This is a genomic window from Enterobacter sp. DC1 (assembly GCF_000568075.1).
Taxonomy (GTDB): domain Bacteria; phylum Pseudomonadota; class Gammaproteobacteria; order Enterobacterales; family Enterobacteriaceae; genus Enterobacter; species Enterobacter asburiae.
In genome coordinates, this window is the sequence record NZ_AZUA01000001.1 from 1061164 (window position 1) to 1085586 (window position 24423).

General features: G+C 54.8%; 27 protein-coding genes and 1 tRNA gene. 14 read left to right on the forward strand and 14 right to left on the reverse strand.

The annotated features are described in order from the left end of the window. The first annotated feature begins 12 nt into the window (after positions 1–12). The gene (locus tag P346_RS16325; RefSeq protein ID WP_008499867.1) at positions 13–231 is read left to right on the forward strand and encodes an acyl carrier protein; all 219 of its coding nucleotides are present in this window, start codon (positions 13–15) and stop codon (positions 229–231) included. Positions 232–482: 251 nt separating this feature from the next. Further along, the gene (locus tag P346_RS16320) at positions 483–1319 is read left to right on the forward strand and encodes an alpha/beta fold hydrolase (protein WP_032658141.1); all 837 of its coding nucleotides are present in this window, start codon (positions 483–485) and stop codon (positions 1317–1319) included. A 98-nt stretch (positions 1320–1417) separates the two neighbouring features. On the opposite strand, the gene P346_RS16315 is transcribed toward P346_RS16320, so the two are convergent. The 4 genes from P346_RS16315 to P346_RS16300 all read right to left on the reverse strand — a co-directional run bounded on the left by P346_RS16315 (position 1418) and on the right by P346_RS16300 (position 4529). Beyond that, positions 1418–2125: an SAM-dependent methyltransferase gene (locus P346_RS16315; protein WP_032658142.1), complete on the reverse strand. Its 708-nt coding sequence runs from the start codon at positions 2123–2125 to the stop codon at positions 1418–1420. A 9-nt stretch (positions 2126–2134) separates the two neighbouring features. Then, positions 2135–2392, reverse strand: coding sequence for a YjhX family toxin (locus P346_RS16310; protein WP_021240841.1), 258 nt, complete (start codon positions 2390–2392; stop codon positions 2135–2137). Between the two features lie 290 nt (positions 2393–2682). Next, a tRNA-Ser gene (locus P346_RS16305) sits at positions 2683–2770 on the reverse strand. A gap of 130 nt (positions 2771–2900) precedes the next feature. Then, complete coding sequence (locus P346_RS16300) at positions 2901–4529, reverse strand: ABC transporter substrate-binding protein (RefSeq protein WP_032658144.1); 1629 nt, start codon at positions 4527–4529, stop codon at positions 2901–2903. A gap of 269 nt (positions 4530–4798) precedes the next feature. On the opposite strand from P346_RS16300, the gene yccA reads away from it, so the two are divergent. Both yccA and tusE read left to right on the forward strand, forming a co-directional pair. Next, a complete protein-coding gene (yccA, locus tag P346_RS16295) occupies positions 4799–5458 on the forward strand; it encodes an FtsH protease modulator YccA (protein WP_023335168.1) in 660 nt (219 codons plus the stop codon). An 86-nt stretch (positions 5459–5544) separates the two neighbouring features. Further along, positions 5545–5874: a sulfurtransferase TusE gene (gene tusE / locus P346_RS16290; RefSeq protein WP_032658335.1), complete on the forward strand. Its 330-nt coding sequence runs from the start codon at positions 5545–5547 to the stop codon at positions 5872–5874. Here tusE and yccX read toward each other — a convergent pair. From yccX to P346_RS16275, 3 genes are read right to left on the reverse strand one after another with little or no spacing between them, the layout of a single operon-like run. Continuing rightward, positions 5871–6152: an acylphosphatase gene (gene yccX / locus P346_RS16285; protein ID WP_032658146.1), complete on the reverse strand. Its 282-nt coding sequence runs from the start codon at positions 6150–6152 to the stop codon at positions 5871–5873. The two genes, tusE and yccX, sit on opposite strands and share 4 nt — an antisense overlap. A gap of 11 nt (positions 6153–6163) precedes the next feature. Next, on the reverse strand, positions 6164–6952 hold the full coding sequence (locus P346_RS16280) for an AraC family transcriptional regulator (RefSeq protein ID WP_032658148.1): 789 nt from the start codon (positions 6950–6952) through the stop codon (positions 6164–6166). Between the two features lie 10 nt (positions 6953–6962). Beyond that, positions 6963–7520, reverse strand: a complete 558-nt coding sequence (locus P346_RS16275) for a kinase inhibitor (RefSeq protein ID WP_032658150.1) — start codon at positions 7518–7520, stop codon at positions 6963–6965. Positions 7521–7693: 173 nt separating this feature from the next. Here P346_RS16275 and rlmI point away from each other — a divergent pair, with 173 nt between their 5' ends. Together rlmI and hspQ are read left to right on the forward strand one after the other, a co-directional pair. Then, positions 7694–8884, forward strand: coding sequence for a 23S rRNA (cytosine(1962)-C(5))-methyltransferase RlmI (rlmI, locus tag P346_RS16270; protein WP_032658151.1), 1191 nt, complete (start codon positions 7694–7696; stop codon positions 8882–8884). Between the two features lie 60 nt (positions 8885–8944). Next, the gene (gene hspQ / locus P346_RS16265; protein ID WP_008499919.1) at positions 8945–9262 is read left to right on the forward strand and encodes a heat shock protein HspQ; all 318 of its coding nucleotides are present in this window, start codon (positions 8945–8947) and stop codon (positions 9260–9262) included. A gap of 36 nt (positions 9263–9298) precedes the next feature. Here hspQ and P346_RS16260 read toward each other — a convergent pair whose 3' ends face one another. Further along, positions 9299–9712 (reverse strand): CoA-binding protein, encoded by a 414-nt coding sequence (locus tag P346_RS16260; protein WP_028012609.1) that lies wholly within the window; start codon positions 9710–9712, stop codon positions 9299–9301. Positions 9713–9886: 174 nt separating this feature from the next. Here P346_RS16260 and csgI point away from each other — a divergent pair, with 174 nt between their 5' ends. Together csgI and mgsA are read left to right on the forward strand one after the other, a co-directional pair. Further along, positions 9887–10549 (forward strand): curli synthesis inhibitor, encoded by a 663-nt coding sequence (gene csgI / locus P346_RS16255; protein ID WP_032658152.1) that lies wholly within the window; start codon positions 9887–9889, stop codon positions 10547–10549. An 80-nt stretch (positions 10550–10629) separates the two neighbouring features. Further along, entirely contained in the window at positions 10630–11088 is a 459-nt protein-coding gene (gene mgsA / locus P346_RS16250) for a methylglyoxal synthase (protein WP_023311034.1), read from the forward strand. A 58-nt stretch (positions 11089–11146) separates the two neighbouring features. Here mgsA and helD read toward each other — a convergent pair whose 3' ends face one another. Next, entirely contained in the window at positions 11147–13201 is a 2055-nt protein-coding gene (gene helD / locus P346_RS16245) for a DNA helicase IV (RefSeq protein ID WP_032658154.1), read from the reverse strand. A gap of 123 nt (positions 13202–13324) precedes the next feature. Here helD and P346_RS16240 point away from each other — a divergent pair, with 123 nt between their 5' ends. Together P346_RS16240 and yccS are read left to right on the forward strand one after the other, a co-directional pair. Then, positions 13325–13771, forward strand: coding sequence for a YccF domain-containing protein (locus tag P346_RS16240; RefSeq protein WP_032658155.1), 447 nt, complete (start codon positions 13325–13327; stop codon positions 13769–13771). A gap of 19 nt (positions 13772–13790) precedes the next feature. Beyond that, positions 13791–15953, forward strand: coding sequence for a YccS family putative transporter (gene yccS / locus P346_RS16235; RefSeq protein WP_032658157.1), 2163 nt, complete (start codon positions 13791–13793; stop codon positions 15951–15953). Here the strand turns inward: yccS and P346_RS16230 are convergent. Next, the gene (locus P346_RS16230; protein WP_023311030.1) at positions 15910–16536 is read right to left on the reverse strand and encodes a TfoX/Sxy family DNA transformation protein; all 627 of its coding nucleotides are present in this window, start codon (positions 16534–16536) and stop codon (positions 15910–15912) included. The two genes, yccS and P346_RS16230, sit on opposite strands and share 44 nt — an antisense overlap. Positions 16537–16753: 217 nt before the next feature. On the opposite strand from P346_RS16230, the gene sulA reads away from it, so the two are divergent. Both sulA and ompA read left to right on the forward strand, forming a co-directional pair. Next, the gene (gene sulA, locus P346_RS16225) at positions 16754–17263 is read left to right on the forward strand and encodes an SOS-induced cell division inhibitor SulA (protein ID WP_032658158.1); all 510 of its coding nucleotides are present in this window, start codon (positions 16754–16756) and stop codon (positions 17261–17263) included. Positions 17264–17617: 354 nt separating this feature from the next. Then, on the forward strand, positions 17618–18673 hold the full coding sequence (gene ompA / locus P346_RS16220) for a porin OmpA (RefSeq protein WP_115504044.1): 1056 nt from the start codon (positions 17618–17620) through the stop codon (positions 18671–18673). A 63-nt stretch (positions 18674–18736) separates the two neighbouring features. Here ompA and matP read toward each other — a convergent pair whose 3' ends face one another. Beyond that, the gene (gene matP / locus P346_RS16215; protein ID WP_032658161.1) at positions 18737–19189 is read right to left on the reverse strand and encodes a macrodomain Ter protein MatP; all 453 of its coding nucleotides are present in this window, start codon (positions 19187–19189) and stop codon (positions 18737–18739) included. Between the two features lie 186 nt (positions 19190–19375). Between matP and P346_RS16210 the strand changes: the two genes are divergently transcribed. Next, positions 19376–21136: an AAA family ATPase gene (locus tag P346_RS16210; protein WP_032658163.1), complete on the forward strand. Its 1761-nt coding sequence runs from the start codon at positions 19376–19378 to the stop codon at positions 21134–21136. Between the two features lie 68 nt (positions 21137–21204). Continuing rightward, on the forward strand, positions 21205–21723 hold the full coding sequence (fabA, locus tag P346_RS16205; RefSeq protein WP_008499931.1) for a 3-hydroxyacyl-[acyl-carrier-protein] dehydratase FabA: 519 nt from the start codon (positions 21205–21207) through the stop codon (positions 21721–21723). A 71-nt stretch (positions 21724–21794) separates the two neighbouring features. Here fabA and rmf read toward each other — a convergent pair whose 3' ends face one another. From rmf to pqiB, 3 genes are all read right to left on the reverse strand, one after another. Next, complete coding sequence (gene rmf / locus P346_RS0121505; protein ID WP_013097261.1) at positions 21795–21962, reverse strand: ribosome modulation factor; 168 nt, start codon at positions 21960–21962, stop codon at positions 21795–21797. Between the two features lie 256 nt (positions 21963–22218). Next, positions 22219–22785, reverse strand: coding sequence for a membrane integrity-associated transporter subunit PqiC (pqiC, locus tag P346_RS16200; protein WP_032658165.1), 567 nt, complete (start codon positions 22783–22785; stop codon positions 22219–22221). Continuing rightward, the gene (gene pqiB / locus P346_RS16195; protein ID WP_023311025.1) at positions 22782–24422 is read right to left on the reverse strand and encodes an intermembrane transport protein PqiB; all 1641 of its coding nucleotides are present in this window, start codon (positions 24420–24422) and stop codon (positions 22782–22784) included. Before pqiB ends, pqiC begins: the two co-directional genes overlap by 4 nt. Position 24423: the final 1 nt, after the last annotated feature.

The following is a 24423-nucleotide window of genomic DNA, read 5'->3' on the forward strand; positions in this document are numbered from 1 at the left end:
CCAGGAAAAATTATGGAACAAGAAATTCTCGCCCTGTTCGAAAAAGTGTTATCCCGTAAGGTGGGCTTTCACGATGAACTGATTGAATCCGACATTCTCGACTCCATCCTGGCGGTCGATATGGTGCTGGAAGTGCAGGACGTTTACGGCTGCATGATCCCGCCAACTGACGTGGCGACGGTGCTAAAAACCCCGGCGGACCTGGCCCGCTATATTGAAGAAAACCGCTAAACGCCCCTGCTGTTAATGCTGCCCTGAAGGCTCAGGAGGATCTCTCCGGAGCCTTCATTCGTTCCCCCTCCTCCTGAACGCTGTTCTGCTCCTTTTCACAGGAATGAAACCGACTGCTTTTACTATTTCTCCTACACTTTAGGAGTACTGTCGGTACGGGAAAGAGAAAAAAGCCAACTTAATTAAGGCATTAATGATTCGCTGTGCGCTCAGCCGGGGAACGTTTTGCCTTTAACAGAGGAGTCTACGGTATGGCATTCGTAACAACGAAAGACGGCGTCAATATTTATTACAAAGACTGGGGCCCAAAAGAGGCTCAACCCATTGTTTTCCACCACGGCTGGCCGCTAAGTGCCGATGACTGGGATAACCAGATGCTCTTCTTCCTCGCTGAAGGCTATCGCGTTATCGCTATCGATCGTCGCGGTCACGGGCGTTCGGACCAGGTGAGTGAAGGCCACGATATGGATCATTACGCGGCCGACGCGTCGGCCGTGGTTGAAAGCCTGGACTTGCGCAATGCCGTGCACGTCGGTCACTCCACCGGCGGCGGACAGGTCGCCCGCTATGTTGCGCAGTACGGGCAACCGCAGGGGCGCGTCGCCAAAGCGGTCCTCGTCAGCGCCGTCCCGCCGCTGATGGTCAAAACGGACAGTAACCCCGGCGGAACGCCCATCGAGGTTTTCGACGGCTTCCGCAAAGCGCTGGCGGCTAATCGCGCCCAGTTTTACCTCGACGTCGCCAGCGGGCCTTTCTACGGCTTTAATCGGGATGGCGCGGACGTTTCACAGGGCACGATTCAAAACTGGTGGCGTCAGGGAATGATCGGCAGCGCCAAGGCCCACTACGAGGGGATTAAGGCATTTTCAGAGACCGACCAGACGGAGGATCTAAAAACCATCACGGTTCCCGTTCTGGTGTTGCAGGGCGATGACGATCAGGTCGTGCCGTATAAGAATGCAGCCCTGCTGCAGGACAAGCTGCTGGCGAACAGCGTACTGAAAATTTATCCGGGCTTCCCGCACGGGATGCATACCACGCACGCGGATACCATCAACGCGGACATTCTGGCCTTTATCCGCTCATAACGCCGCGTTTCTTGCCGGGTGGCGCTGCGCTTACCCGGCCTACATTTGCACAATTCAATGCATGAACGCCACCCGAGGGTGGCGTTGTTTATGACCTTTTAGCGCTTCTGCGCCACCAGTTGGATCATGTTGAAATAAGCCCCGGCGCCCGCGTCCATAATGGGTACCATCATTTCCTGGGCGATCTCGCATTGCATAAACTCATCCCACGCCTGCTGGCAGGTATCCATCTCCCGCACGGTGGTCAGAACCGAAGCGGCCTCTTTTTCCCACAGCGCTTTCCACCAGGAGAGCGGATAGAAATACCACTCTGGGGTCCAGAAAAGCTTAACCACCTCCGGAAGATGCGTTTCGCTGTATTCACCGATAAACCCGGGAACGGCAACCGCAATATGTCCTCCGGGTTTCAGGAAAGGTAGCAGCGTGCCCAGCATGGCGTCATTGTTGCCAAAGTATTGATACGCATCCACGCTCACGATCAGGTCGAAGTAATCATGAGCGAACGGGATCGCTTTCGTAGCATCAACCCGTAGCGGAAAAATTTTTCCGTCCAGACCCCGTTCGCTGAAACGCGCTGCGTTTTCGCTCGGCTTAATCCACAGGTCGGCGGCAAAAACCGTGGCGTCATATTTTTCGGCGAGCAGGATAGAAGAGATCCCTTTCCCGCAGCCGAGATCGAGTATGCGCATCCCTGGATCAATCTGCAGTTGAGCAACCAGCTCCTCGGTAAGCCGCATGGCGTTTGGGCCCATCATGGTATCGAGCAAAAAAGCGCGGTCATAGCTATCTGTGTAAGGTGTATTCATCACTTCTCCTTAGCGATTATCCAGCTGGGCGCGAACGTTGTTCAGCCCGGTGGTGTTGATGCGGTAAGGCTGCCCGTTCACGGATCGGATCAGCTTTTTGGTGCGGAGTTTTTTAAAGACGCTAAGCGTGCAGTCGCTCAGCACCAGCCCTTCACGGGTGTAGCACTCAACGGAAGTGACGCGGCCAGAGCTATCGCGGACGTGCACTATACGTCCACCTTTGGCGAGAACGTGTAAGGTACGTTGTTCCTGACGGGATAAATTCATACTGGAAAACCTGTGTAATCATCATGCGTAAAAACGAGCCCACACCCGCAGGTGCGTGCGTAAGGTTTAAGCGCAGCGATAACCAGTCCGTCCTGAAAAGGGCGGGAAACTGATTATCTGATGAAAACATTCTCCAGCATCAAAGCCTCGGTGAGAGATGAAAAGGTATTTACGGGGTGAATGATAACGTCTGATTTTTACAGGGGAATAGCGGGGTTTTAAAAGTGTGAGGCGGATCGGTCAATCCAAAATAAAAACCCCAGGTTAACGAGTAACCTGGGGTTTATGTTTGGCGGAAGCGTAGAGATTCGAACTCTAGAACCCTTTCGGGTCGCCGGTTTTCAAGACCGGTGCCTTCAACCGCTCGGCCACGCTTCCTAAGTGAGGCGAACTATAAACACCTCACCGCGTGCTGTAAAGAGTGGCTGCACTCGTTCGCTTTAAAAATAGTCAAAACGTGTTTAATCGGTTGAACTGACGACACATCGACGATTTTATCAGCACAGGCCTAGTGTTTTTTGATGTACATATCTTTCGTGAAATAGTACCCCAGCTTATCCGGCGTAAATCCACCGACCCACGGTTTCACCAGGTGCGTGCGGACGTAGTGATAAACCGGAATCGCCGGCACATCACGACCCAGCAGATCTTCCGCCTGCTGGTAGTACTTACCCCGCTCTTCCGCCGTTTTGGCTTTTGCGGCATTCACCAGCGCTCCATCGTAGTCCGGATTGCTGTACTGGCTGGTGTTTTCGCTGTCGCCAGAGCGGAAGTTGTTCAGGAAGGTCGCCGCATCGTCGTAATCGGCAATCCACGCGTACCGCACCGCGTCAAAGTTGTGGGTGTGCATGGTGTCCAGCATGGTTTTCCACTCCTGGTTTTGCAGCTTTGCCTCCACGCCGAGGTTTTTCTTCCACATGGAGCTGGCCGCAATCGCGATGCGCTGGTGCGATTCAGAGGTGTTGTAGAGCAGGTTGAAGCTCAGAGGATGGCTGGCGTTATATCCGGCCTCGTTCAGCAGCTTTTTCGCCTCAGCGATGCGCTTGTCCAGCGGCCAGCTGGCGTAATCCGGGTTCTGTAGCTTCACGCCGCCGATATCCGGCTGGCTGATGAGCCACGCCGGGCGCTGCCCCTGCCCTAATACTTTCCCGGCGATGATGTCTTTATCCAGCGCCATGTTGAGCGCCTTACGCACGCGCGCGTCGTTGAACGGCGGCCGGGTGGTATTGAATTCGTAGTAATAGGTCGCCAGCTGCGGAGAGACGTCCAGCTCGCTGCCCAGGGTTTTCTTGAGCTGGGCAAACTGGTTAATCGGCACCGTGTACACGATGTCAATTTCGCCCGCCTTATAGCGGTTCACATCCGAAGCCTCGGACGTGATGGGCAGGTAGGTGACCTTGTTAATCACGGTGTGTGCGTTATCCCAGTAGCGCGGATTGCGCTCCGCCACGATGCGTTCGTTGACCACCCACTGCGAAAGCTTATACGCCCCGCTGCTGACGAAATGCTCCGGTTTGGTCCACTTATCGCCGAAGCGGCCAATCAGCACTTTATCCACCGGCATCAGCGACGGGTGCGCCAGCATCGCGAGGAAGGCCGCGTTTGGCTGCGTGAGCGTCACTTCCAGCGTGGTGTCGTTAATCGCTTTTACGCCCAGCGTGTCGGGCGCTTTTTTCCCCTGGGCGATATCGGCCGCGTTGGCGATATGCATGTTGCCCGGATAGCTCGCATAAGGCGAAGCCGTTTTCGGATCGATCAGGCGCTGCCAGCTCCAGACCACATCCTCAGCGGTAATCGCCGTGCCGTCGCTCCAGGTGATGCCCGGACGCAAATGGAACGTCCAGACGGTGTTGTCCTTATTCTCCCATTTTTCCGCCAATCGGGGCTGGACTTCACCTGCCGGAGAGACGCTGACCAGCCCTTCGAATAAATCACTGATAATATTGAATTCGACATCGCTTTCGACTTTATGCGGGTCGAGCGAAGCCGGTTCACTGCCATTATTCCTGACCAACTCCTGCTTATCGGCCAGCGCGGTTCCTGCCGGCACGTTAGCCGCCCAGGCTGCCGTGCTGGCGCACAGGATCCCTGCGGTTAACAAAGAGAGCGTAAAGTGAGTGCGTGTTTGTGGTTTCATTTCCTTCGCCTTATAGTCTGTTTTATGACGATCCGGAAATAACTCTTAGCGTTCGAATGGTAATAACGCAATATTTTTCAGTAACCTATAAGAGCTTGATCTGGTAAATTGTCGCAAACCGCTGTTCATACTGGCGAAACGGATTTCTGCAGAATAAATAACCGCCTCCAGCGCTAACGTGCTGAGTAAAGATGGGTAAAACCACTTTGAGACTGGCGTGCCGTTTCCTATTCTTTCCACTAATTACATCTGTCATAAGAGAGTGACTCATGGATCGTATAATTACTTCTTCACGCGACCGCACATCGCTACTCAGCACCCACAAGGTGCTGCGCAATACCTATTTCATGCTCAGCCTGACGCTGGCATTCTCAGCGATCACCGCCACCGCCAGCACCGTGCTGATGCTGCCGTCTCCGGGGCTGATCCTGACGCTGGTGGGTATGTATGGTCTGATGTTCCTGACCTACAAAACCGCTGACAAGCCCGTCGGTATTCTGTCCGCGTTTGCCTTCACCGGCTTCCTGGGCTACATCCTGGGGCCGATGCTGAATGCGTATCTGTCTGCCGGTATGGGTGACCTTATCGGCATGGCGCTGGGCGGCACCGCGCTGGTATTCTTCTGCTGCTCGGCCTACGTTCTGACCACCCGTAAGGACATGTCCTTCCTCGGCGGTATGCTGATGGCGGGTGTTGTGGTGGTGCTGGTGGGCATGGTGGCAAACATCTTCCTGCAGCTGCCTGCCCTGCATCTGGCAATCAGCGCCGTGTTTATTCTGATTTCTTCAGGCGCGATCCTGTTTGAAACCAGCAACATCATTCGCGGCGGTGAGACGAACTATATCCGCGCCACCGTGAGCCTGTATGTGTCGCTGTACAATATCTTCGTCAGCCTGTTGAGCATCCTGGGCTTCGCCAGCCGCGATTAATCCGCAGCGCTGTGAACAGGCCCCGCTTATGCGGGGCTTTGTTTTTTGGTACACTGCTGCGGTTTTTGACTGACGCGTGAATGACTATGTTGAGTTTTGAAGGCAAAGAGATCGAGACCGATAACGACGGTTATCTGAAAGAGAGTGGCCAGTGGAGCGAACCGCTGGCGGAGAAAATTGCGGAAAACGAAGGGATTACCCTCTCCCCCGAACACTGGGAAGTGGTGCGTTTTGTTCGCGAGTTCTATCTTGAATTCAACACCTCTCCGGCGATCCGCATGCTTGTTAAAGCCATGGCCAATAAATTCGGCGAAGAGAAAGGCAACAGCCGCTATCTGTATCGTCTGTTCCCGAAAGGCCCGGCAAAACAGGCAACCAAAATTGCCGGCCTGCCTAAGCCGGTGAAGTGTATTTAATACCGAATCCCGAAGTTTACGTATTCGCGCCCGGGTTGATGCGGTTCCGTTAACACCTTATCAACCCTTGCGCTGCGCGGCCCGCCCGCTTTCAGCCACGCCACCAGCTTGTCGACCTGCTCCGCTTCGCCGCAGGCGACCACCTCAACGCTGCCGTCGTCCCTATTTCGCGCGTATCCCGTTAGCCCAAGCTCAACCGCTTCGCGCTGAGTGCTGTAGCGGAACCCCACGCCCTGAACAACGCCGTGAACCCAGGCAATGATGCAGACTTTTGACATTTTTCTTCTCCTTAACGTAGCGTTTTCGGCAAACAGCCATAGTGCTGCCGGAAACGGGCGGTGAAACGAGAGCTGGAAAGATACCCACATTGTAATGCGATTTCGCCAATTGGTAATCGGGTTGACTGGAGCTGTGACAAAGCAACGGCCATCCTCACCTCCTCCACGATCTGGCGAAAACTCTGCGACTCTTCACGCAAGCGCCTGCGCAGCGTCGGCACGCTTAAGGCCAGACGGCTGGCGACGTCCTGCGCGGTCCAGGCTCTGGCGGGCGACAGCATAATGAACTGCCGCACCTGCTCCGTCAGGTTACTGTTTCGCTCAACAAGCAGCGGACCCGCCACGCCATCATGCAGCAGGGCCAGCAAAAGGCCGAAAGCCTGATGCTTTTGTAGCGCCTCCGGTAAATCCTGACGCACGGCGTGCAGCAGGTTATCCCACATAAACGCCAGTCCCTCGCTCAGCGGGGCGCAGAGCGAATGCAGCGTCGTGCGCGGCCAGGACTTCAGGTAATGTGCTTTAAACTCGGCGACAATCTCCGGGGACAACATCAGCAAATCCGAGTGAAACAGACCGTTTACAGGCTGATTGATAATCTCCATCGCCGTATTGGCCGGGATAATGATGAGCTCATCCCGTGTCGCCTCCAGGCGGTAATCATCCTGAACGATGACCTTACTGCCGTGAGTGATATGACAAATAGCCGGAAAAAACAGTTTAACCTGGTGCAGGCGATGCATTTTGCTGGCAGTCACTTCACCCGCGGTAAGATGGTTATGTCGAAAATGAAACTCCTGCACCCTGCCATCCTTATCTGCTGTAGGTTGCTGTTAACTGAGCCTTTGCCAGAACGTGACTATTGAGCATAAAACCGACCAGCGCGCCGCTGGCATTGTTGTCGACGGGCAGTTTATCCACTTCCAGGGCCCAGACGGTAATCTGATAGCGATGAGGCTTGTCCCCTTCGGGTGGACATGCGCCGCCGAATCCAGAATAGCCGAAATCATTACGCCCCTGCACAACGCCGGCAGGTAATTTCTCGCCGTTAGGGTTACCGGCATCAGCGGGCAGCGTCATTGTCTTCGCCGGAATATTGACTACGGTCCAGTGCCACCAGCCGCTGCCGGTGGGCGCATCCGGGTCATATACCGTGACGGCAAAACTTTTCGTACCGGCAGGCGGATTTTTCCATGCCAGCTGCGGTGAGATATTCCCACCGTGGCAGCCAAATCCCTCAAATACCTGCTGTTGCGCCAGTCGCCTTTCGCCGGAAATATCCTGGCTGGTGACGTCGAAAGGCGTTGTTGCTAAAACCTGAAAACTAATCGCCGCCAGAGCGGCTATGGCTATCACACTGCGCTTTTTCATGGGTGCTCCCTTTGCTGAACCGGAAGCCCCACTCTAAAGCCAACTGCAATATCGTAATGTGCCTAAGCGATTTGATTTTGTGCCGAAACGCTCAACGGCATCCGCAGATGATTGCGCCTTGCTGAATGTGGTAATCTACGCGCCATTTCCTGAAATCGACAGAACAGCAAATTATGAGTGTACGTTTAGTGTTAGCCAAAGGGCGCGAGAAATCATTACTGCGCCGTCATCCCTGGGTCTTTTCCGGCGCGGTTGCCCGTATGGAAGGCAAAGCCAGCCTCGGTGAAACCATTGATATCGTTGACCATCAGGGGAAATGGTTAGCGCGAGGCGCCTACTCGCCAGCGTCCCAGATCCGTGCTCGCGTCTGGACGTTTGATAAAGATGAAACCATCGACATCGACTTCTTCGTTCGCCGTCTGCAGCAGGCGCAGCAGTGGCGCGACTGGCTGGCAAAACGCGACGGGCTGGACAGCTACCGCCTGATTGCCGGTGAGTCCGATGGCCTGCCGGGCGTGACCATCGATCGCTTCGGTAACTTCCTGGTGTTGCAGCTCCTGAGCGCCGGAGCGGAATACCAGCGCGCCGCGCTGATCAGCGCGCTGCAAACGCTGTTCCCGGAATGCGCAATTTACGACCGCAGCGATGTGGCGGTGCGCAAAAAAGAAGGCATGGAGCTGACTCAGGGGCCCGTAACGGGCGAACTGCCACCGGCCCTGCTGCCGATTGAAGAGCACGGCATGAAGCTGCTGGTGGATATTCAGGGCGGGCACAAAACGGGTTACTACCTCGACCAGCGCGATAGCCGTCTGGCTACGCGTCAGTACGTTGCCGACAAACGCGTGCTGAACTGCTTCTCCTATACCGGCGGTTTTGCCGTTTCGGCGCTGATGGGCGGCTGTGCCCAGGTGGTAAGCGTGGACACGTCGCAGGAAGCGCTGGACGTGGCAAAACAGAACGTCGAGCTCAACAAGCTGGACTTGAGCAAAGCGGAGTTTGTCCGCGATGACGTGTTCAAGCTGCTGCGTAAATATCGCGACCAGGGCGAGAAGTTCGACGTCATCGTGATGGATCCGCCGAAGTTTGTGGAAAACAAAAGCCAGCTGATGGGCGCGTGCCGCGGGTATAAAGATATCAACATGCTGGCTATCCAGCTGCTGAACCCGGGCGGAGTTCTGCTCACCTTCTCCTGCTCCGGCCTGATGACCACAGATTTATTTCAGAAAATCATCGCCGATGCCGCAATAGATGCTGGCCGTGATGTACAATTTATAGAGCAGTTCCGTCAGGCAGCCGATCACCCCGTGATTGCTACCTACCCGGAAGGACTGTATCTGAAAGGGTTTGCCTGTCGCGTCATGTAACTTGAAAAGAGAAATATTGCCCGCACATAACGTGTAAGTAGTGTTTCCCGGGAGGTGACTATGATTGCCAGCAAATTCGGTATCGGCCAGCAGGTCCGCCACACTTTGCTAGGGTATTTGGGTGTGGTCGTGGATATCGACCCGGAGTATTCCCTTGATGAACCGTCAGCAGACGAGCTGGCGGTGAACGCAGAGCTTCGCGCTGCGCCCTGGTACCATGTGGTAATGGAAGGTGATGATGGACAGCCCGTTCACACCTATCTGGCCGAAGCGCAGCTGAGTAGCGAGCTGCAGGAAGAGCATCCGGAGCAACCCACAATGGATGAACTTGCTCAGACTATCCGCAAACAGTTACAGGCTCCGCGCCTGCGGAACTAAGCGTGTAAAAAAAGCCCGATGAACGGGCTTTTTTTATTACTTCGCCAGCCCCAGACGGGGGATGTCAATCGCCGGACAGCGGTCCATGACGACCTTCAACCCCGCGTCCCGCGCCAGCACGGCGGCCTGCTCGTTAATCACGCCCAGCTGCATCCACAGCGTTTTCGCGCCGACGGCGATAGCGTCCTGCGCCACTTCCCACGCCGCCTCGGAATTACGGAAGACATCGACCATATCAATTTTTTCCGGCACGTCAGCAAGAGTGGCGTAACCCTGCTGGCCCAGCAATGTTTTCCCCGCCACTTTTGGCGAGACCGGGATGACGTGATAGCCCTGATCGAGAAGGTATTTCATCACCCGATAGCTTGGGCGATCGGGTTTATCGCTCGCGCCCACCAGCGCAATGGTACGCGTGGATGTCAGAATCTCGGCAATATCGTTCTCTTTCATGGTTTTTCTCCTGGCTTTTTTTGAAAGTGTACGCCAAACCGCACATCTCAACCATCCATCCCATACAGATGCATGAGGGCAAAACGGCGAAATATGTCTATATGTTAGTAAACGTGATTATCGAAAAATTTAGATACATTAATGCGGCGACAGGATTTCTGACAGGAGCCTTCTATGAAAACCGGTATTGCCACTGCTCTGATTGCGTTAGTGATGCCGGTCTGCGTTTTTGCTACCACGCTCCGGCTCTCTACCAACATTGATCTCCTTGTACTGGACGGGAAAAAGGTCTCCAGCTCGTTATTGCGCGGTGCAGACAGCATCGAGTTAGATAACGGGCCGCATCAGCTGGTCTTCCGGGTAGAAAAGCCGATCGGTCTGGCTAATCACGAGCAACGGATGTACATCTCCCCGCCGCTGATCGTCAGCTTTAATACCCGGCAAATCAGTCAGGTGAATATCACCCTGCCTCGCCTTGAAACGGAGAAGGAATCTGCGGCTTTCGACGCCTCACCCCGCGTTGAACTGCTGGACGGGGATGCGATGCCGATTCCGGTGAAGCTGGATATTCTGGCGTTAACGACCTCACCGAAAGGCCCGGATTACGAGGCCGCGACCCAGACCTATAACAAAGCGGGGAAACGCGCCTCGCTTCCGCAGTTTGCCACCATGATGGCGGACGACAGTACGCTTTTATCCGGCGTCTCTGAACTGGACGTTATTCCTCCCCAGTCCCAGACCCTGACGGAACAGCGCCTTAAATTCTGGTTCCAGCAGGCCGATCCCGACACGCGGGCCCGATTTTTACAGTGGGCAAAACAACAACCTTCATCATAAGCCACATTTTTTACGCCTTTCTCTTGCAGCGTCAGACGGTTCCCGTCATCGTGTAGTCAGTTAACCTGATGGATATGATTATGGAATTGACAACACGCACGCTGCCTGAGCGCAAACACATTGCTCTTGTGGCGCACGATCACTGTAAACAAATGCTGCTTAACTGGGTTCGCCGCCATCAGTCTTCGCTGGAGAAGCACGCCCTGTCGGCGACCGGCACCACCGGTAACCTGATCCAGCGCGAAACGGGTCTGCAGGTGAATGCCATGCTGAGCGGTCCGATGGGCGGCGATCAGCAGGTCGGCGCGCAGATTTCCGAAGGGAAAATTGATGTGCTGATCTTCTTCTGGGACCCGCTGAACGCGGTTCCGCACGATCCGGATGTCAAAGCGCTGCTGCGCCTGGCGACGGTGTGGAATATTCCGGTGGCGACAAACCTGTCGACAGCGGATTTCATCATCGAGTCGCCGCAGTTTAACTCGCCGGTTGATATCCTTATTCCGGACTATCAGCGTTATCTTTCCGACAGACTGAAGTAGCTTTTTTGCCGGGTGGCGGCTGCGCCTTACCCGGCCTGGAACATCTTGCCTGACAGCGTTATGGTTTACGCGCTACCGGCACATCAATACTCTTCAGGATATCGACAAACACGGATGGCTCCTCTTTATTGAACAGCAGCCACACGCGATGCCGCGCGCGGGTGATGGCCACATATAGCAAACGCCGCTCTTCGGCATCCGGGAAGTCTTCCGGCACCGGCAGCAGGGCCTCTTCCATTACCGACTCGCGGGCCGGGGCCGGGAAACCGTCGCTGCCCTCTTTCAGCCCCACCACAATCACATAATCAGCCTGCTGCCCTTTGCTGGCGTGAATGGTCATAAATTCAAGCTGCAGTTTCGGCCAGCGGGTGGCGGCTTTTTCCAGCGCCGCGGGCTTTAGGTGATGGTAGCGCGCCAGCACCAGAATACGTTCATCGGGCTTCGCGTAGCCGCTGAGCTTGTCCAGCAGCGGCTCCAGCTGGTCATCCGCCAGCAGGGTGACCGCTTTTTTATCCCCTGGGCGCAGGCTATTGAGCGGCTTGGCCAGCTGATGTGGGTTCTGCTGGATAAAGCGGTTGGCGATCTCACCAATGCGTGAATTGAAGCGGTAGGTAGTGTCCAGATCGCTGCGGTCTCCTTCGCCAAAATAGTGGTGGAAGGCGGTCGTCAGGGAGAGCTGTGCCCCGCTGAAGCGATAGATGGCCTGCCAGTCGTCCCCCACCGCAAACAGCGACGTATGTTTATTTTGAGCCCGTAGCGCCGAGAGCAGTGCAGCACGCTGCGGAGAGATATCCTGGAACTCATCCACCAGAATGTGTTTCCACGGGCTGACAAAACGTCCCTTTTCCAGAATGATGATGGCCTGATGGATTAAACCGGAGAAATCGACGGCATTTTCCTCTTTCAGCGCGGTTTTCCAGGCTTTCAGCAGCGGAGCCATCAGCTTGACCCGCTTCGAAAACAGATCGCGGATCGCCTCCGGCGCGCTTTCAATCATCTCTGCCTGCGTTCCGCCGTGCATTCGCATCAGGCTGACCCAGCGGTCAAGCCGTGAACCCAGGCGACGGGCAAGCTTGTCATCCTGCCAGAAGCTGCCCTCTGGCACCTCCCAGCCGAGCTCCTCCTCCAGCCACTGACGCCACCCTTTCGCCTGCGCCTTTTTCTCACTGCACTGCTGGCGCCACGTTTTGATGAACAGCGCCTGACGCGCCTGCGCGTCGTTTTCCAGCTTACTGATGGAAGGCACTTTTTTACTGCCCTGCTGAATAATATGCAGCGCAAGGGCATGGAAGGTTCTGGCCGTGATGTCCCGGGTGTGCAGACGCTCCTGGATACGTTCGTCCATCTCCTGGGCAGCCTTGCGGCCAAAGGCCAGAAGCAGAATTTGATCGGCGACCGCTTCTCCGGTCGTCAGCAGCCAGCCGGCACGCGCCACCAGCACCGACGTTTTACCGCTACCGGCCCCCGCCAGCACCAGCAGCGACTGCTCGCCGTTGACCACCGCGCGCGCCTGGGCCGGATTGAGCGGTGTAGATTCCACCGTACTGAAAAAGTCGGCGTATTGGGTGAGCATGGCGTCCGTCCAGGCCTGGTTATGGGCGAGACGGCTTTTATCCTTATCATTCAGCCAGGCCTGACACTGGCGCCAGGCGTCGCGACAGTTATCAAACTCGTCGAGACGCGTCACGGAGAGCGGCAGCGCCGAGAGTGCCTGTCGGATCTTTTGCTGCAGCCCGGCGGTCTGCTGACGGGTCAGCCACGCGTGTTGCGCGTTGCTTTGCGCAATATCGTCCAGCACCTGCTGGAGCACCTGGGCGGCAATCACGCTCATATCTTGGCTCCACTGCTGCCAGAGCGCGTTCAGGTGATGATGGAAACGCTGGGTTTCCGCCCACTCGGTGCCGTGAAGACGCACGACTTTATCGTCAGGCAGAACGAACTCCAGCTCGCCCCACACCAGCCCGCGCTTGCAGTGGATAGCCAGAAGCTGGTTAAACGGAATAAGGTATTCGTGGCGTTCCCCGGAGACTTTCACCCCGGCATTAAGGAGAACAACCCTGTCGTAAGGGTGTTGCGCCAGGCGTTTGCCTAACGACGTTGCTTTCAGTTCCATGTTCCGCCAAATCCACGAAGAGATAATTTACCTGACAGTTTAACTGCCAGTTTTAAGGTGCTCCAGCCTAAAAAAACGTTACAATCATTGGGCGTTAATTTTATCGAAAGGAAGTGAGGGTTTATGCGTACCGTTCTGAATGTGTTGAATTTTGTGCTGGGCGGTTTTGCCACCACCCTTTCCTGGCTTTTTGCCACGCTGGTGAGCATCGTCCTGATTTTCACGCTTCCCCTGACCCGTTCCTGCTGGGAAATCACAAAACTCTCCTTAATCCCCTACGGGAATGAAGCCATCCACGTTGACGAGCTGAATCCGGAGAGCAAAAGCGCCCTGATGAATACGGGCGGAACCCTGCTGAACATTCTGTGGCTGATTTTCTTCGGCTGGTGGCTGTGCATCATGCATATTTTTGCCGGTATTGCGCAGTGCATCACGATTATTGGCATTCCGGTGGGGATAGCGAACTTTAAGATCGCCGCCATCGCCCTTTGGCCCGTCGGTCGCAGGGTTGTTCCGGTAGAAGTGGCCCAGGCGGCGCGTGAAGCAAACGCTCGTCGTCGTTTTCAGTAAATAAGGACCGGCCGCGTTTATGCTAAGCCCACTGCTTCGCCGTTATACCTGGAACAGCACCTGGCTTTACAACGTCAGGATATTCATCGCGCTTTGCGGCACGGTTGCCCTGCCCTGGTGGCTGAATGATGTCAAGCTCACCATTCCACTCACGCTGGGGGTGGTGGCCGGGGCGCTGGCGGACCTGGACGATCGTCTGGCCGGTCGTTTACGTAACCTGGTCATTACGCTCGTCTGCTTTTTCATCGCTTCAGCGTCCGTTGAGCTGCTTTTCCCGTGGCCCTGGCTGTTTGCCCTGGGCCTTACGCTCTCAACCAGCGGTTTTATTTTGCTGGGCGGCCTCGGGCAGCGCTATGCCACCATCGCGTTTGGTGCATTGCTGATCGCCATCTACACCATGCTGGGCGTTTCCCTGTACGACCAGTGGTACCAGCAGCCGGTTCTGCTGTTGCTGGGTGCCATCTGGTATAACCTGCTGACGCTAACCGGTCATCTGATCTTCCCGGTTCGCCCTCTGCAGGATAACCTTGCCCGCAGCTTTGAGCAGCTAGCCCACTATCTGGAACTGAAATCCCGGCTGTTCGACCCGGATATCGAGGAAGAAAGCCAGGCTCCGCTCTACGATCTGGCGCTGGCAAACGGCCAACTGGTCGCCACCCTTAACCAGACAAAAGCCTCTGTGCTTACCCGTCTGCGCGGCGATCGCGGTCAGCGCGGAACGCGAAGGACCTTACACTACTATTTTGCCGCCCAGGACATTCATGAACGCGCCAGCTCCTCGCACGTTCAGTATGCAGCCCTGCGCGAGAAGTTCCGCTACAGCGACGTGATGTTCCGCTTCCAGCGCCTGCTGTCCATGCAGTCCCAGGCGTGCCAGCAGCTCTCGCGTTCCATTCTGCTGCGCACGCCCTATCAGCATGATCCCCGCTTTGAACGCGTATTCAGCCATCTTGATGCGGCGCTCGACCGCGTTCAGGCCAGCGGAACGTCACCGGAGCACATCAAAGCGCTGGGCTTTCTGCTGAACAACCTGCGGGCGATTGATGCTCAGCTGGCGACAATTGAGTCCGAACAGGCGATGGCGCTGCCGGGCAGTGAGGTGGAAAACCAGCTTGCTGATGACAGCGTGCACAGCGTTAGCGATATGTGGCTACGGCTGAGCCGCAACTTTACGCCCGAATCGGCTCTCTTTCGCCACGCGGTGAGAATGTCGCTGGTGCTGTGCGTGGGTTATGCCTTTATTCAGATAACCGGGCTGCACCACGGCTACTGGATCCTGCTGACCAGCCTGTTCGTCTGCCAGCCGAACTATAACGCCACCCGACACCGTCTTGCGCTGCGTATTATCGGTACGCTGGTCGGCGTCGCGATTGGCCTTCCGGTGCTCTATTTTGTGCCCTCCGTTGAAGGTCAACTGATCCTGATCGTGATCACCGGCGTGTTGTTCTTCGCATTTCGCAACGTGCAGTATGCGCACGCCACGATGTTCATCACGCTGCTGGTGCTGCTCTGCTTTAACCTGCTGGGTGAAGGGTTTGAAGTTGCCCTGCCCCGCGTGATCGATACCCTGATTGGCTGTGCGATTGCCTGGGCCGCGGTCAGCTTTATCTGGCCGGACTGGCGTTTCCGCAATTTGCCGCGCGTGGTGGACAGGGCGATGAACGCCAACTGTCGATACCTTGACGCAATCCTGGAGCAGTACCACCAGGGGCGCGATAACCGCCTGGCTTACCGGATAGCCCGTCGCGACGCGCATAACAGTGACGCAGAACTGGCCTCCGTTGTCTCTAACATGTCAACGGAGCCTCGCGCCACGGCGGAGATTCGTGAGACTGCGTTCCGCCTGCTCTGCCTGAACCATACGTTCACCAGCTATATTTCGACGCTCGGTGCCCACCGTGAGAAACTCACCAACCCCGGTATTCTCAATCTGCTCGATGACGCCGTCTGTTATGTCGATGACGCGCTTCATCACCGACCGGCCGATGAGCCGCGCGTTCAACAGGCGCTGGATGAACTGGCTCAACGCATTGCGCATCTTGACCCTGGAAACGACAGCAAAGCGCCGCTGGTACTTCAGCAGATAGGCCTGCTTATCGCTCTGCTGCCTGAAATTTGCCGGCTGCAACAGCAAATCGCTACCTGGAGGAGTGATTCTCCTGTGGCTCAGGCAGCGCATTAAACCACTCCGTTAGCTCCCGGCGAATGCCTGCCGGGAGTGCCGCCTCATGCAGTCCCTCGATAGCCCCTTCCAGCGCGAAGAGAACTTTAATACTGAGCGCTTTGTTTTTTGCCCGCATCTTCAGCCAGCTCGCTCTGGCACCCAGCGCCCGCAGCGTTTCCTCATTAGTGATGCCAGCTTCAAAGAGCAAGACTTCGAGCTGAAAGGTCAGGTTTGGCAGATCCTTAAGTCGGTTTCGCTGATGGCGCTGATAGCGTTCTTTTCTTGCCGCACTGAGAGCAAACGAGGAGAGCTGAAGCAAGCGCTCCCTGTCCTGCCATAATCCGTCATCCACACGATAATAGTTGAGCAGCACCGGGCGGCCACGCTTCATCAACGTTAAGAATGAAGAAGCATTCTTTACACAGTATTTCGCACTCTCCTCACAGGCCCGAAGATAAAGCTCGCCATCAGACACCATGGCAAAAACCGCATCATCCACCGCGAGGGTATAGCCTCCAAACAGCGCGCGGTGATGGATCTCGCCCAACGGGGAGAGGTATTCCTGAGATTTATAAATCCGTTCATAAGATATCTTTTTCATGATATTTCCCTTCAAAATCATAAAGTAACAACAAATTTTCTTACTAGCGGATCCGTTAGCAGGAAAATAGGCAACTTATCGCCGATGAGCAAGATGATTTTTCGAGGGACATCAACATTGAATGAATTTTGCGAGTCGCTTTCCGAAAATGAGGTTGATCTTTATGCATACAGGGGTTACTGTATATCCATACAGTAACTACAGGGCTGGAATGAATATGCACACTTCAGGCTATGCAAATCGCTCAACCTCTCTCTCTTCTTCCGCAGGTAATGTCGCGCAGAATTCCGTCGAGCGTGTTTCCACGGGGCTTATCAGTGAAGTGGTTTATCGTGAAGACCAGCCCCTGTTGACGCAACTTCTGCTGTTGCCGTTATTGCAACAGCTTGGTCAGCAATCGCGCTGGCAGCTTTGGCTCACGCCTCAGCAAAAACTGAGCCGTGAGTGGGTTCAGTCCGCAGGCCTTCCGCTTACCAAGGTTATGCAGATTAATCAGCTCCCGCCGTGCGATACCGTTGAGTCGATGATTCGCGCGTTACGCACCGGCAATTACAGCGTGGTGATTGGATGGTTACCGGAAGAATTGACGGAAGAGGAACATTTCCGTCTGACTGAAGCAGCTGAAGAAGGGGATGCGATCGGGTTCATTATGCGTCCGGTTCGATCGGATTCTTACCGCAAAGGACAACTTTCTGGGCTAAAAATTCACTCGAATTTGTATCATTGAGTGAAATTAAGATTTTTCCTGGAATTTTTTTTGACTACAAGATGGCATTAAAGTTCCCTGCCTGAAAATTGCGGCAAGGCTTGTCTGGTGCGGTTCTCCTTAATTTTATTGCACAAAATTCGTTCGAAAAATGTTAAATAATCGGTATACGGAACTTTTTTTTTCATATGCCTGACGGACTTCACACTTGTAAGTTTTCAGCTACGTTGTAGACTTTACATCGCCAGGGGTGCTCGGCCTAAGCCGAAGATATCGGTAGATTTATATTTGACCACGCCCCCCGGTGAAGGATTTAACCGTGATTCTCTCCTGAGACTTTCATGGCGAATTTTGGATGATAACGAGGCGCAAAAAATGAAAAAGACAGCTATCGCGATTGCAGTGGCACTGGCTGGCTTCGCTACCGTAGCGCAGGCCGCTCCGAAAGATAATACCTGGTATGCAGGTGGTAAACTGGGCTGGTCTCAGTTCCATGACACCGGCTGGTACAACAGCAGCCTGAACAATGATGGCCCAACTCACGAGAGCCAGCTTGGTGCAGGTGCGTTCGGTGGCTATCAGGTTAACCCGTATGTTGGTTTTGAAATGGGTTACGACTGGTTAGGTCGTATGCCATACAAAGGCGACACCATCAACGGCGCTTTCAAAGCACAAGGCGTTCAGCTGACCGCTAAACTGGGCTACCCAATCACTGACGATCTGGACGTGTACACCCGTCTGGGCGGCATGGTATGGCGCGCAGACTCCAGCAACAACATCTCTGGTGACAACCATGACACCGGTGTTTCCCCAGTATTCGCTGGTGGCGTTGAGTGGGCTATGACCCGTGACATCGCTACCCGTCTGGAATACCAGTGGGTTAACAACATCGGCGACGGCAACACCGTTGGTGTTCGTCCAGACAACGGCATGCTGAGCGTAGGTGTTTCCTACCGTTTCGGCCAGCAGGAAGAAGCAGCACCAGTTGTTGCTCCAGCGCCGGCTCCAGCTCCAGAAGTACAGACCAAGCACTTCACTCTGAAGTCTGACGTTCTGTTCAACTTCAACAAAGCGACTCTGAAACCAGAAGGCCAGCAGGCACTTGATCAGCTGTACTCTCAGCTGAGCAACCTGGATCCTAAAGACGGTTCAGTAGTGGTTCTGGGCTTCACCGACCGTATCGGTTCTGACGCTTACAACCAGAAACTGTCTGAGAAACGTGCTCAGTCTGTTGTTGATTACCTGATCTCTAAAGGTATCCCAGCTAACAAGATCTCCCCACGTGGTATGGGCGAATCTAACCCAGTTACTGGCAACACCTGTGACAACGTGAAAGCTCGCGCTGCACTGATCGACTGCCTGGCTCCAGATCGTCGCGTAGAGATCGAAGTTAAAGGCATCAAAGACGTTGTAACTCAGCCAGCGGCATAAGTTATCGTCTTATAAAAAAACCCCGCCATGCGGGGTTTTTTATTGTCTGAAGAAAAGAAAAATCTATTTTTTACCCAACAGAGCCTGAAGGTCGTTCTTCAGCGTCGACATCTGGTTGGCGTACTTCTCTTTATGTTCGGCATCCTCAATCAGCTGCACGATGGTTTCCGAAAGCGTTTTGCCCCGTCGTTGTGCCAGCCCGGCCAGGCGTTGCCAGACAACGAACTCCAGATCGATTGATTTTTTGCGAGTGTGCTGATGCTCAGCATTAAAATGCCGTTTGCGTCGGGCACGGATAGTTTGCTTCATCCGGTTTAACAGCGCGGGATTGATGTGTTTCTCAATCCAGCCGTTAACCTGTACCGGTTCATTTTCGAGGGTCAGCAAAATATCCACGGCTTCTTGCGCAGCGCTGGCTTCGACGTAGCAGGTGATCAGCTCCCCTTCACGGTGCTTTTTGACCAGGTACTTCCATTTCCAGCCGCTTTCGAGATTTTCCAGTTGTTGATATTTCATTGCGATCTCAGTGTTACCACGTAACTCTGTTCAGAATATCAGTTTTTTAGCAATCTGCTGAAAAGAAATCATATCCTGTGAGTGAATGCAGCCAATCGCCCTGTCGAAATCCCCGATCCTGCTTGGGTACAGCCCCCCGCTTACGGTATACTCCACGCTTTTACATCTGACTAAAAAACATCAACTTTGACCATTACGAAACTTGCATGGCGTGACCTTGTTCCGGATACCGAAAGTTACCAGGAACTGTTTGCACAGCCCGAACTCGCAAAAGAACACGAATTCATCCTTAGCGATACGCAGCCTCGTTTGCATTATGCGCTGGAGCAGGTGTTAAGCCCATGGGCAACAGCGCCCTTTATGCTGCTCAAGGCCCCGGAAGAAGCGGAATACCTGACGCTGCTCGGTGATGCCGTGCGCCAGCTGAAGCCGGAAGCGAACGCAGTTTTTGGCGGCCAGTATCGTATTGCGGGACATGATGTCACTTTCGAACCGGCGGCGCAGGCCGATGGCCGTTTTGCCGCTAAGAGCGAAGTGATTACCGCTAACTGGGTCGAGGCGGAACAACTTTTTGGTTGTCTGCGCCAGTTTAACGGTGAACTTTCGCTGCAGCCGGGGCTGGTACATCGCGCAAATGGCGGTGTTCTCATCATCTCACTGCGTACCCTGCTCTCGCAGCCGCTGCTGTGGATGCGTCTGAAAACCATCGTGCACCAGCAGCGTTTCGATTGGGTCGGCTACGACGAGTCTCGTCCTCTGCCTGTCTCCGTTCCGTCTATGCCGCTGTCGCTGACCGTCGTGCTGACGGGCGACCGTGAATCGCTGGCGGACTTCCAGGAAATGGAGCCAGAACTCGCTGAGCAGGCAGTGTATAGCGAATACGAAGACAATATCCAGATTGCTGACGCCGACGATATGGCACAGTGGTGCCAGTGGGTGATGGCCGTTGCTGAACGTTTTGCGCTGCCTACCCCTGCGGCTGACGCATGGCCGGGCTTAATCCGCGAAGCGGTGCGCTACACCGGTGACCAGGAAACGCTGCCGCTTTGCCCGCTCTGGATCGGCAAACAGCTGCGTGAAGTGGGTGTGCTCAGCGGTGACGGAGCGTTCACCGGTGAACAGCTCACTCAGATGCTGGCTCAGCGTGAGTGGCGAGAGGGCTATCTTGCCGACCGTATGCAGGATGAAATTCTGCTGGAACAAATTCTGGTGGAAACCGAAGGCGAACGCGTCGGGCAGATCAACGCCCTGTCGGTGATTGAATTTCCCGGCCATCCGCGCGCATTCGGGGAACCATCCCGTATCAGCTGCGTTGTGCACATTGGCGATGGCGAGTTCACCGATATTGAACGGAAAGCCGAGCTGGGCGGCAACATTCACGCGAAAGGCATGATGATCATGCAGGCGTTTTTGATGTCAGAGCTGCAGCTTGAGCAACAGATCCCCTTCTCCGCCTCGCTGACGTTTGAGCAGTCCTACAGCGAAGTGGATGGCGACAGCGCCTCTATGGCCGAGCTGTGCGCCTTAATCAGCGCCCTGGCGGAAGTGCCCATCAATCAGAACATCGCGATCACCGGTTCGGTGGATCAGTTCGGTCGTGCACAGCCAGTGGGAGGCCTCAACGAAAAAATTGAAGGCTTCTTCTCTATCTGTCAGCAGCGCGGTTTAAACGGCAAACAGGGTGTGATTATTCCTGCTCCCAACGCACGCCATTTGAGCCTCAGTCAGGACATTCTGGATGCGGTTGAGCAAGAGCAATTCGCCATCTGGGCCATCGAAGGGATTGAGGATGCGCTACCCTTACTGACAAATCTGGTTTGGGATGGCGAAGGGCAAACTACCCTGATGCAGACTATCCAGGAGCGCATAGCTCAGGCGACACAGCAGGATGCTCGTCATCGTTATCCATGGCCGTTACGCTGGCTGGGCTGGTTTAGTTCGAACTGATCGGACTTGTTCAGCGTACACGTGTTAGCTATCCTGCGTCCTTCACTAAAATAAGGCTTACTGAGAACATGGTAGATAAACGCGAATCCTATACAAAAGAAGATCTTCTTGCCTCTGGTCGCGGTGAACTGTTTGGCGCTAAAGGCCCACAGTTACCGGCCCCGAACATGCTGATGATGGACCGTGTCGTGAAAATGACCGAAACCGGCGGCAACTTCGATAAGGGTTACGTAGAAGCAGAACTCGATATTAATCCGGACCTGTGGTTCTTCGGTTGCCACTTTATTGGCGATCCGGTAATGCCTGGCTGTCTGGGCCTGGATGCCATGTGGCAGCTGGTTGGCTTCTATCTGGGCTGGCTGGGCGGCGAAGGCAAAGGCCGCGCGCTGGGCGTGGGCGAAGTAAAATTCACTGGCCAGGTTCTGCCTACGGCGAAGAAAGTGACCTATCGTATTCACTTCAAGCGTATCGTTAACCGCCGCCTGATTATGGGCCTGGCAGATGGCGAAGTGCTGGTCGACGGTCGTCTGATCTATAGCGCAAGCGACCTGAAAGTTGGCCTGTTCCAGGATACTTCAGCTTTCTGATCGTGCTTTTGGCACCCCCGGAAAGGCGAAACCTCCGCATTGCGGAGGTTTCTTTTTTGAAAGAGACGTTATCAGGCTATGAGTGCCCTGTCGCCGATGGCTTCTCGCCAGCCTCCAAGCCATTGTGACCTTTGATTTATCGTCTGATAAGGACACATTTCTTTAGAACGTCCAGCGATGCCGGCCTGATAACCACGTTGATGAGCCCGTTCCAGGCGATCTCGTTTCTGTCTCTTCATGCCTCGTTTCCCTCATTCTTTTGTCTGGTGGAAAGAAAACAGTGTCTGCACTCAATGCACAGGCACAGATAACGAATACCTCGAATTAGTCGCATCGTCAATGTTCAAAATTCATACGGGTGTCATATTTGTGAGCTAGCTGGAAGTTCATTTGTACAAAAATTGTGACGTGGCACAAGTAACAATCTGAAGTGAAAACGAAAAAAAAACCGCAATCAGCAACAGGCCAATTGCGGTTTTTGATGATGAATTTTACTTATGGCAGCCGGGAAATTTCTCTCGCGATGCTGGCCGACTCCTGTGCCCAACCCTGAGCCAGAACTTTCACCATTTCGTCATAGCCATCTTTCTGCTGCTTCAGCTCCAGATGGAAAGGACGCTTAATCAGCTGCCCCTGATGGTTCAGCAACCACTCCCCGCTAATCACCACCGCACCGTCGTAACGGCCGTGGAAGGCCGTTACCGTGACGTTCAGCGTATCCTGGTCGTTACCCAGCGGCTGCGACGCGACAACCCAACCCGGAAGCTGGCTGCCCAGATTGGCCACCAGCGTGTTGCGCAGCTGCTGATCCAGCGGGCTGGCCCACAGGTTGTTCGTCGCAATCACGTATTTAACGTCGCTGGTCTGATAAACCACGCCGTTTCCTGCCAGATAATCCGGCACCGCAACCTGCTCAACCCACAGCTGGCGGTTTCCCTGGCTGGCCGTGCTTTGCCCACCGCTGTGGGTAGCCACAGGCAGCTGATAGTAGCTTTTATTATCTACCCCTGAACTGCACGCCGTTAACAGCAGAGCGCCAACCATCAATAGCCACTTTTTCATTCTTTTGCCCTCTTCGGCTCAGGATCCTTTTTATCTTTCGCTTCGAACACCAGCGCGTTGCTCTTCTCGTTGAGCGTTTTCAGCACCGGCTGCAGTTCACGTAAGACCTGATCAAGACGCTGCATATCTGCCACCATCTTGTTGTAGGCCGCTGAACCCGGCTGGAAGCCCTGCATACTGCGGTTCAGCTCACGCAGCGTTTTCTGCATATCCTGCGGCAGCTGCTGCATGCTCTGGCTCGCCGTGATCTTATTGATGTTATCCAGCGTGGTTTGCAGACGACGCATCGTTGCCTGGCTTTCGCTCAGAGAGTTCGTCGCCGCTTCAATCATCGGATTCAGTGGCAGATTGTTGATCTTATCCAGCGTCTCCATCAGGCGCTGCTGGATCTGAGCCAGACCGCTGCTCACCGTTGGGATGATCTTGTAGCCACCGAATTCACGAATACCGGTAATCGGCGGTGCTTTCGGGTAGAAGTCCATATCCACATACAGCGCACCCGTCACCAGGTTACCCGTTTTCAGCGACCCGCGCAGACCACGGTTCATCAGTTCGTTAATATGCGCCGCGATATCCTGGTTCTCGCCAATCTGGTTCAGCAGACGCTCCGGCTCGATGCGGATCAGTACCGGAATACGATAATCATCGTCCAGCATCTGGCTCAGGCCCGGGACAAAGAACGGAACCTGTCCAACCGTACCAAGACGAATACCGCGGAACTCAACGGGCGCGCCCGGCTGCAGACCGCGGACGGAATCTTTAAAGAACATCAGGAAGTCAATGTGATCGGTATAGAGCGCGTCCTGAATGCTTCGCTGATCGTCAAAGAGTCTGAACGCCGTTTTCTCAGCAACCGGCTGCCCCAGATCCTGCCCTTCCGGCACATCAAAGCTCACCCCGCCGCCAAACAGCGTGGTTAATGATCCCATCTCTACGCGCATCCCCGCCGACGTAAGATCGACCGCGATCCCGCTGTCCTTCCAGAAGCGAACGTTGCTGGTCACCAGACGATCGTTTGGCGCATTGATGAAAAGCTGATAGCTAATGGTACGCTTTTGCGCATCGAAGGTGCTGGTTTCAACGGAACCGACACGGTAGCCGCGGAACAGTACCGGATCGCCCGCCGTGAGCTGACCCGCTTTTTTGCTGTCGAGGATCACGCGGATACCCTTGGCATCAGGCGGCGCAAGCGGCGGTGAATCCAGAAGCTGGTATTTTCCCGGCTGGCTACCCTTCGTGCCGGGCTGCAGTTCAATATAGGCCCCGGAGAGCAGCGTCCCTAAACCGCTGATCCCTTCGCGCCCCACCTGCGGTTTAACGACCCAGAAAACGGAATCGCCGTGCAGCAGTTTTTCCATGCCGGCATTAAGGCGCGCCTTAATTTCCACATGGGTTAAATCGTCGGTCAGGGTTGCGCTTTCGACCACGCCCACGTCCACGCTACGGCTTTTGATGGTCGTTTTACCGCCCTCAATCCCCTCGGCATTGGTGGTTATCAGCGTGACTTCCGGTCCCTGATGGCTGTAATGATAAAACAGGATCCATGCACCGATCAGCGCGGTCACGATGGGGAAAATCCACACCGGCGACCAGTTTTTGACCTTCTGCACTTTCGCCTCTCCACTCTTATTTTCCATG

Excerpts from the sequence above, each read along its gene's own strand:
- pqiC (WP_032658165.1), bottom strand. The coding sequence starts at position 22,785 with ATGAAAAAGTGGCTATTGATGGTTGGCGCTCTGCTGTTAACGGCGTGC.
- rmf (WP_013097261.1), bottom strand. The coding sequence starts at position 21,962 with ATGAAGAGACAGAAACGAGATCGCCTGGAACGGGCTCATCAACGTGGT.
- P346_RS16310 (WP_021240841.1), bottom strand. The coding sequence starts at position 2,392 with ATGAATTTATCCCGTCAGGAACAACGTACCTTACACGTTCTCGCCAAA.
- P346_RS16320 (WP_032658141.1), top strand. The coding sequence starts at position 483 with ATGGCATTCGTAACAACGAAAGACGGCGTCAATATTTATTACAAAGAC.
- yccA (WP_023335168.1), top strand. The coding sequence starts at position 4,799 with ATGGATCGTATAATTACTTCTTCACGCGACCGCACATCGCTACTCAGC.
- ompA (WP_115504044.1), top strand. The coding sequence starts at position 17,618 with ATGAAAAAGACAGCTATCGCGATTGCAGTGGCACTGGCTGGCTTCGCT.
- helD (WP_032658154.1), bottom strand. The coding sequence starts at position 13,201 with ATGGAACTGAAAGCAACGTCGTTAGGCAAACGCCTGGCGCAACACCCT.
- pqiB (WP_023311025.1), bottom strand. The coding sequence starts at position 24,422 with ATGGAAAATAAGAGTGGAGAGGCGAAAGTGCAGAAGGTCAAAAACTGG.
- P346_RS16260 (WP_028012609.1), bottom strand. The coding sequence starts at position 9,712 with ATGAAAGAGAACGATATTGCCGAGATTCTGACATCCACGCGTACCATT.
- P346_RS16230 (WP_023311030.1), bottom strand. The coding sequence starts at position 16,536 with ATGAAAAAGATATCTTATGAACGGATTTATAAATCTCAGGAATACCTC.
- P346_RS16325 (WP_008499867.1), top strand. The coding sequence starts at position 13 with ATGGAACAAGAAATTCTCGCCCTGTTCGAAAAAGTGTTATCCCGTAAG.
- P346_RS16300 (WP_032658144.1), bottom strand. The coding sequence starts at position 4,529 with ATGAAACCACAAACACGCACTCACTTTACGCTCTCTTTGTTAACCGCA.
- fabA (WP_008499931.1), top strand. The coding sequence starts at position 21,205 with ATGGTAGATAAACGCGAATCCTATACAAAAGAAGATCTTCTTGCCTCT.
- matP (WP_032658161.1), bottom strand. The coding sequence starts at position 19,189 with ATGAAATATCAACAACTGGAAAATCTCGAAAGCGGCTGGAAATGGAAG.
- mgsA (WP_023311034.1), top strand. The coding sequence starts at position 10,630 with ATGGAATTGACAACACGCACGCTGCCTGAGCGCAAACACATTGCTCTT.
- P346_RS16315 (WP_032658142.1), bottom strand. The coding sequence starts at position 2,125 with ATGAATACACCTTACACAGATAGCTATGACCGCGCTTTTTTGCTCGAT.
- P346_RS16240 (WP_032658155.1), top strand. The coding sequence starts at position 13,325 with ATGCGTACCGTTCTGAATGTGTTGAATTTTGTGCTGGGCGGTTTTGCC.
- yccX (WP_032658146.1), bottom strand. The coding sequence starts at position 6,152 with ATGTCAAAAGTCTGCATCATTGCCTGGGTTCACGGCGTTGTTCAGGGC.
- rlmI (WP_032658151.1), top strand. The coding sequence starts at position 7,694 with ATGAGTGTACGTTTAGTGTTAGCCAAAGGGCGCGAGAAATCATTACTG.
- sulA (WP_032658158.1), top strand. The coding sequence starts at position 16,754 with ATGCACACTTCAGGCTATGCAAATCGCTCAACCTCTCTCTCTTCTTCC.
- P346_RS16275 (WP_032658150.1), bottom strand. The coding sequence starts at position 7,520 with ATGAAAAAGCGCAGTGTGATAGCCATAGCCGCTCTGGCGGCGATTAGT.
- tusE (WP_032658335.1), top strand. The coding sequence starts at position 5,545 with ATGTTGAGTTTTGAAGGCAAAGAGATCGAGACCGATAACGACGGTTAT.
- yccS (WP_032658157.1), top strand. The coding sequence starts at position 13,791 with ATGCTAAGCCCACTGCTTCGCCGTTATACCTGGAACAGCACCTGGCTT.
- csgI (WP_032658152.1), top strand. The coding sequence starts at position 9,887 with ATGAAAACCGGTATTGCCACTGCTCTGATTGCGTTAGTGATGCCGGTC.
- hspQ (WP_008499919.1), top strand. The coding sequence starts at position 8,945 with ATGATTGCCAGCAAATTCGGTATCGGCCAGCAGGTCCGCCACACTTTG.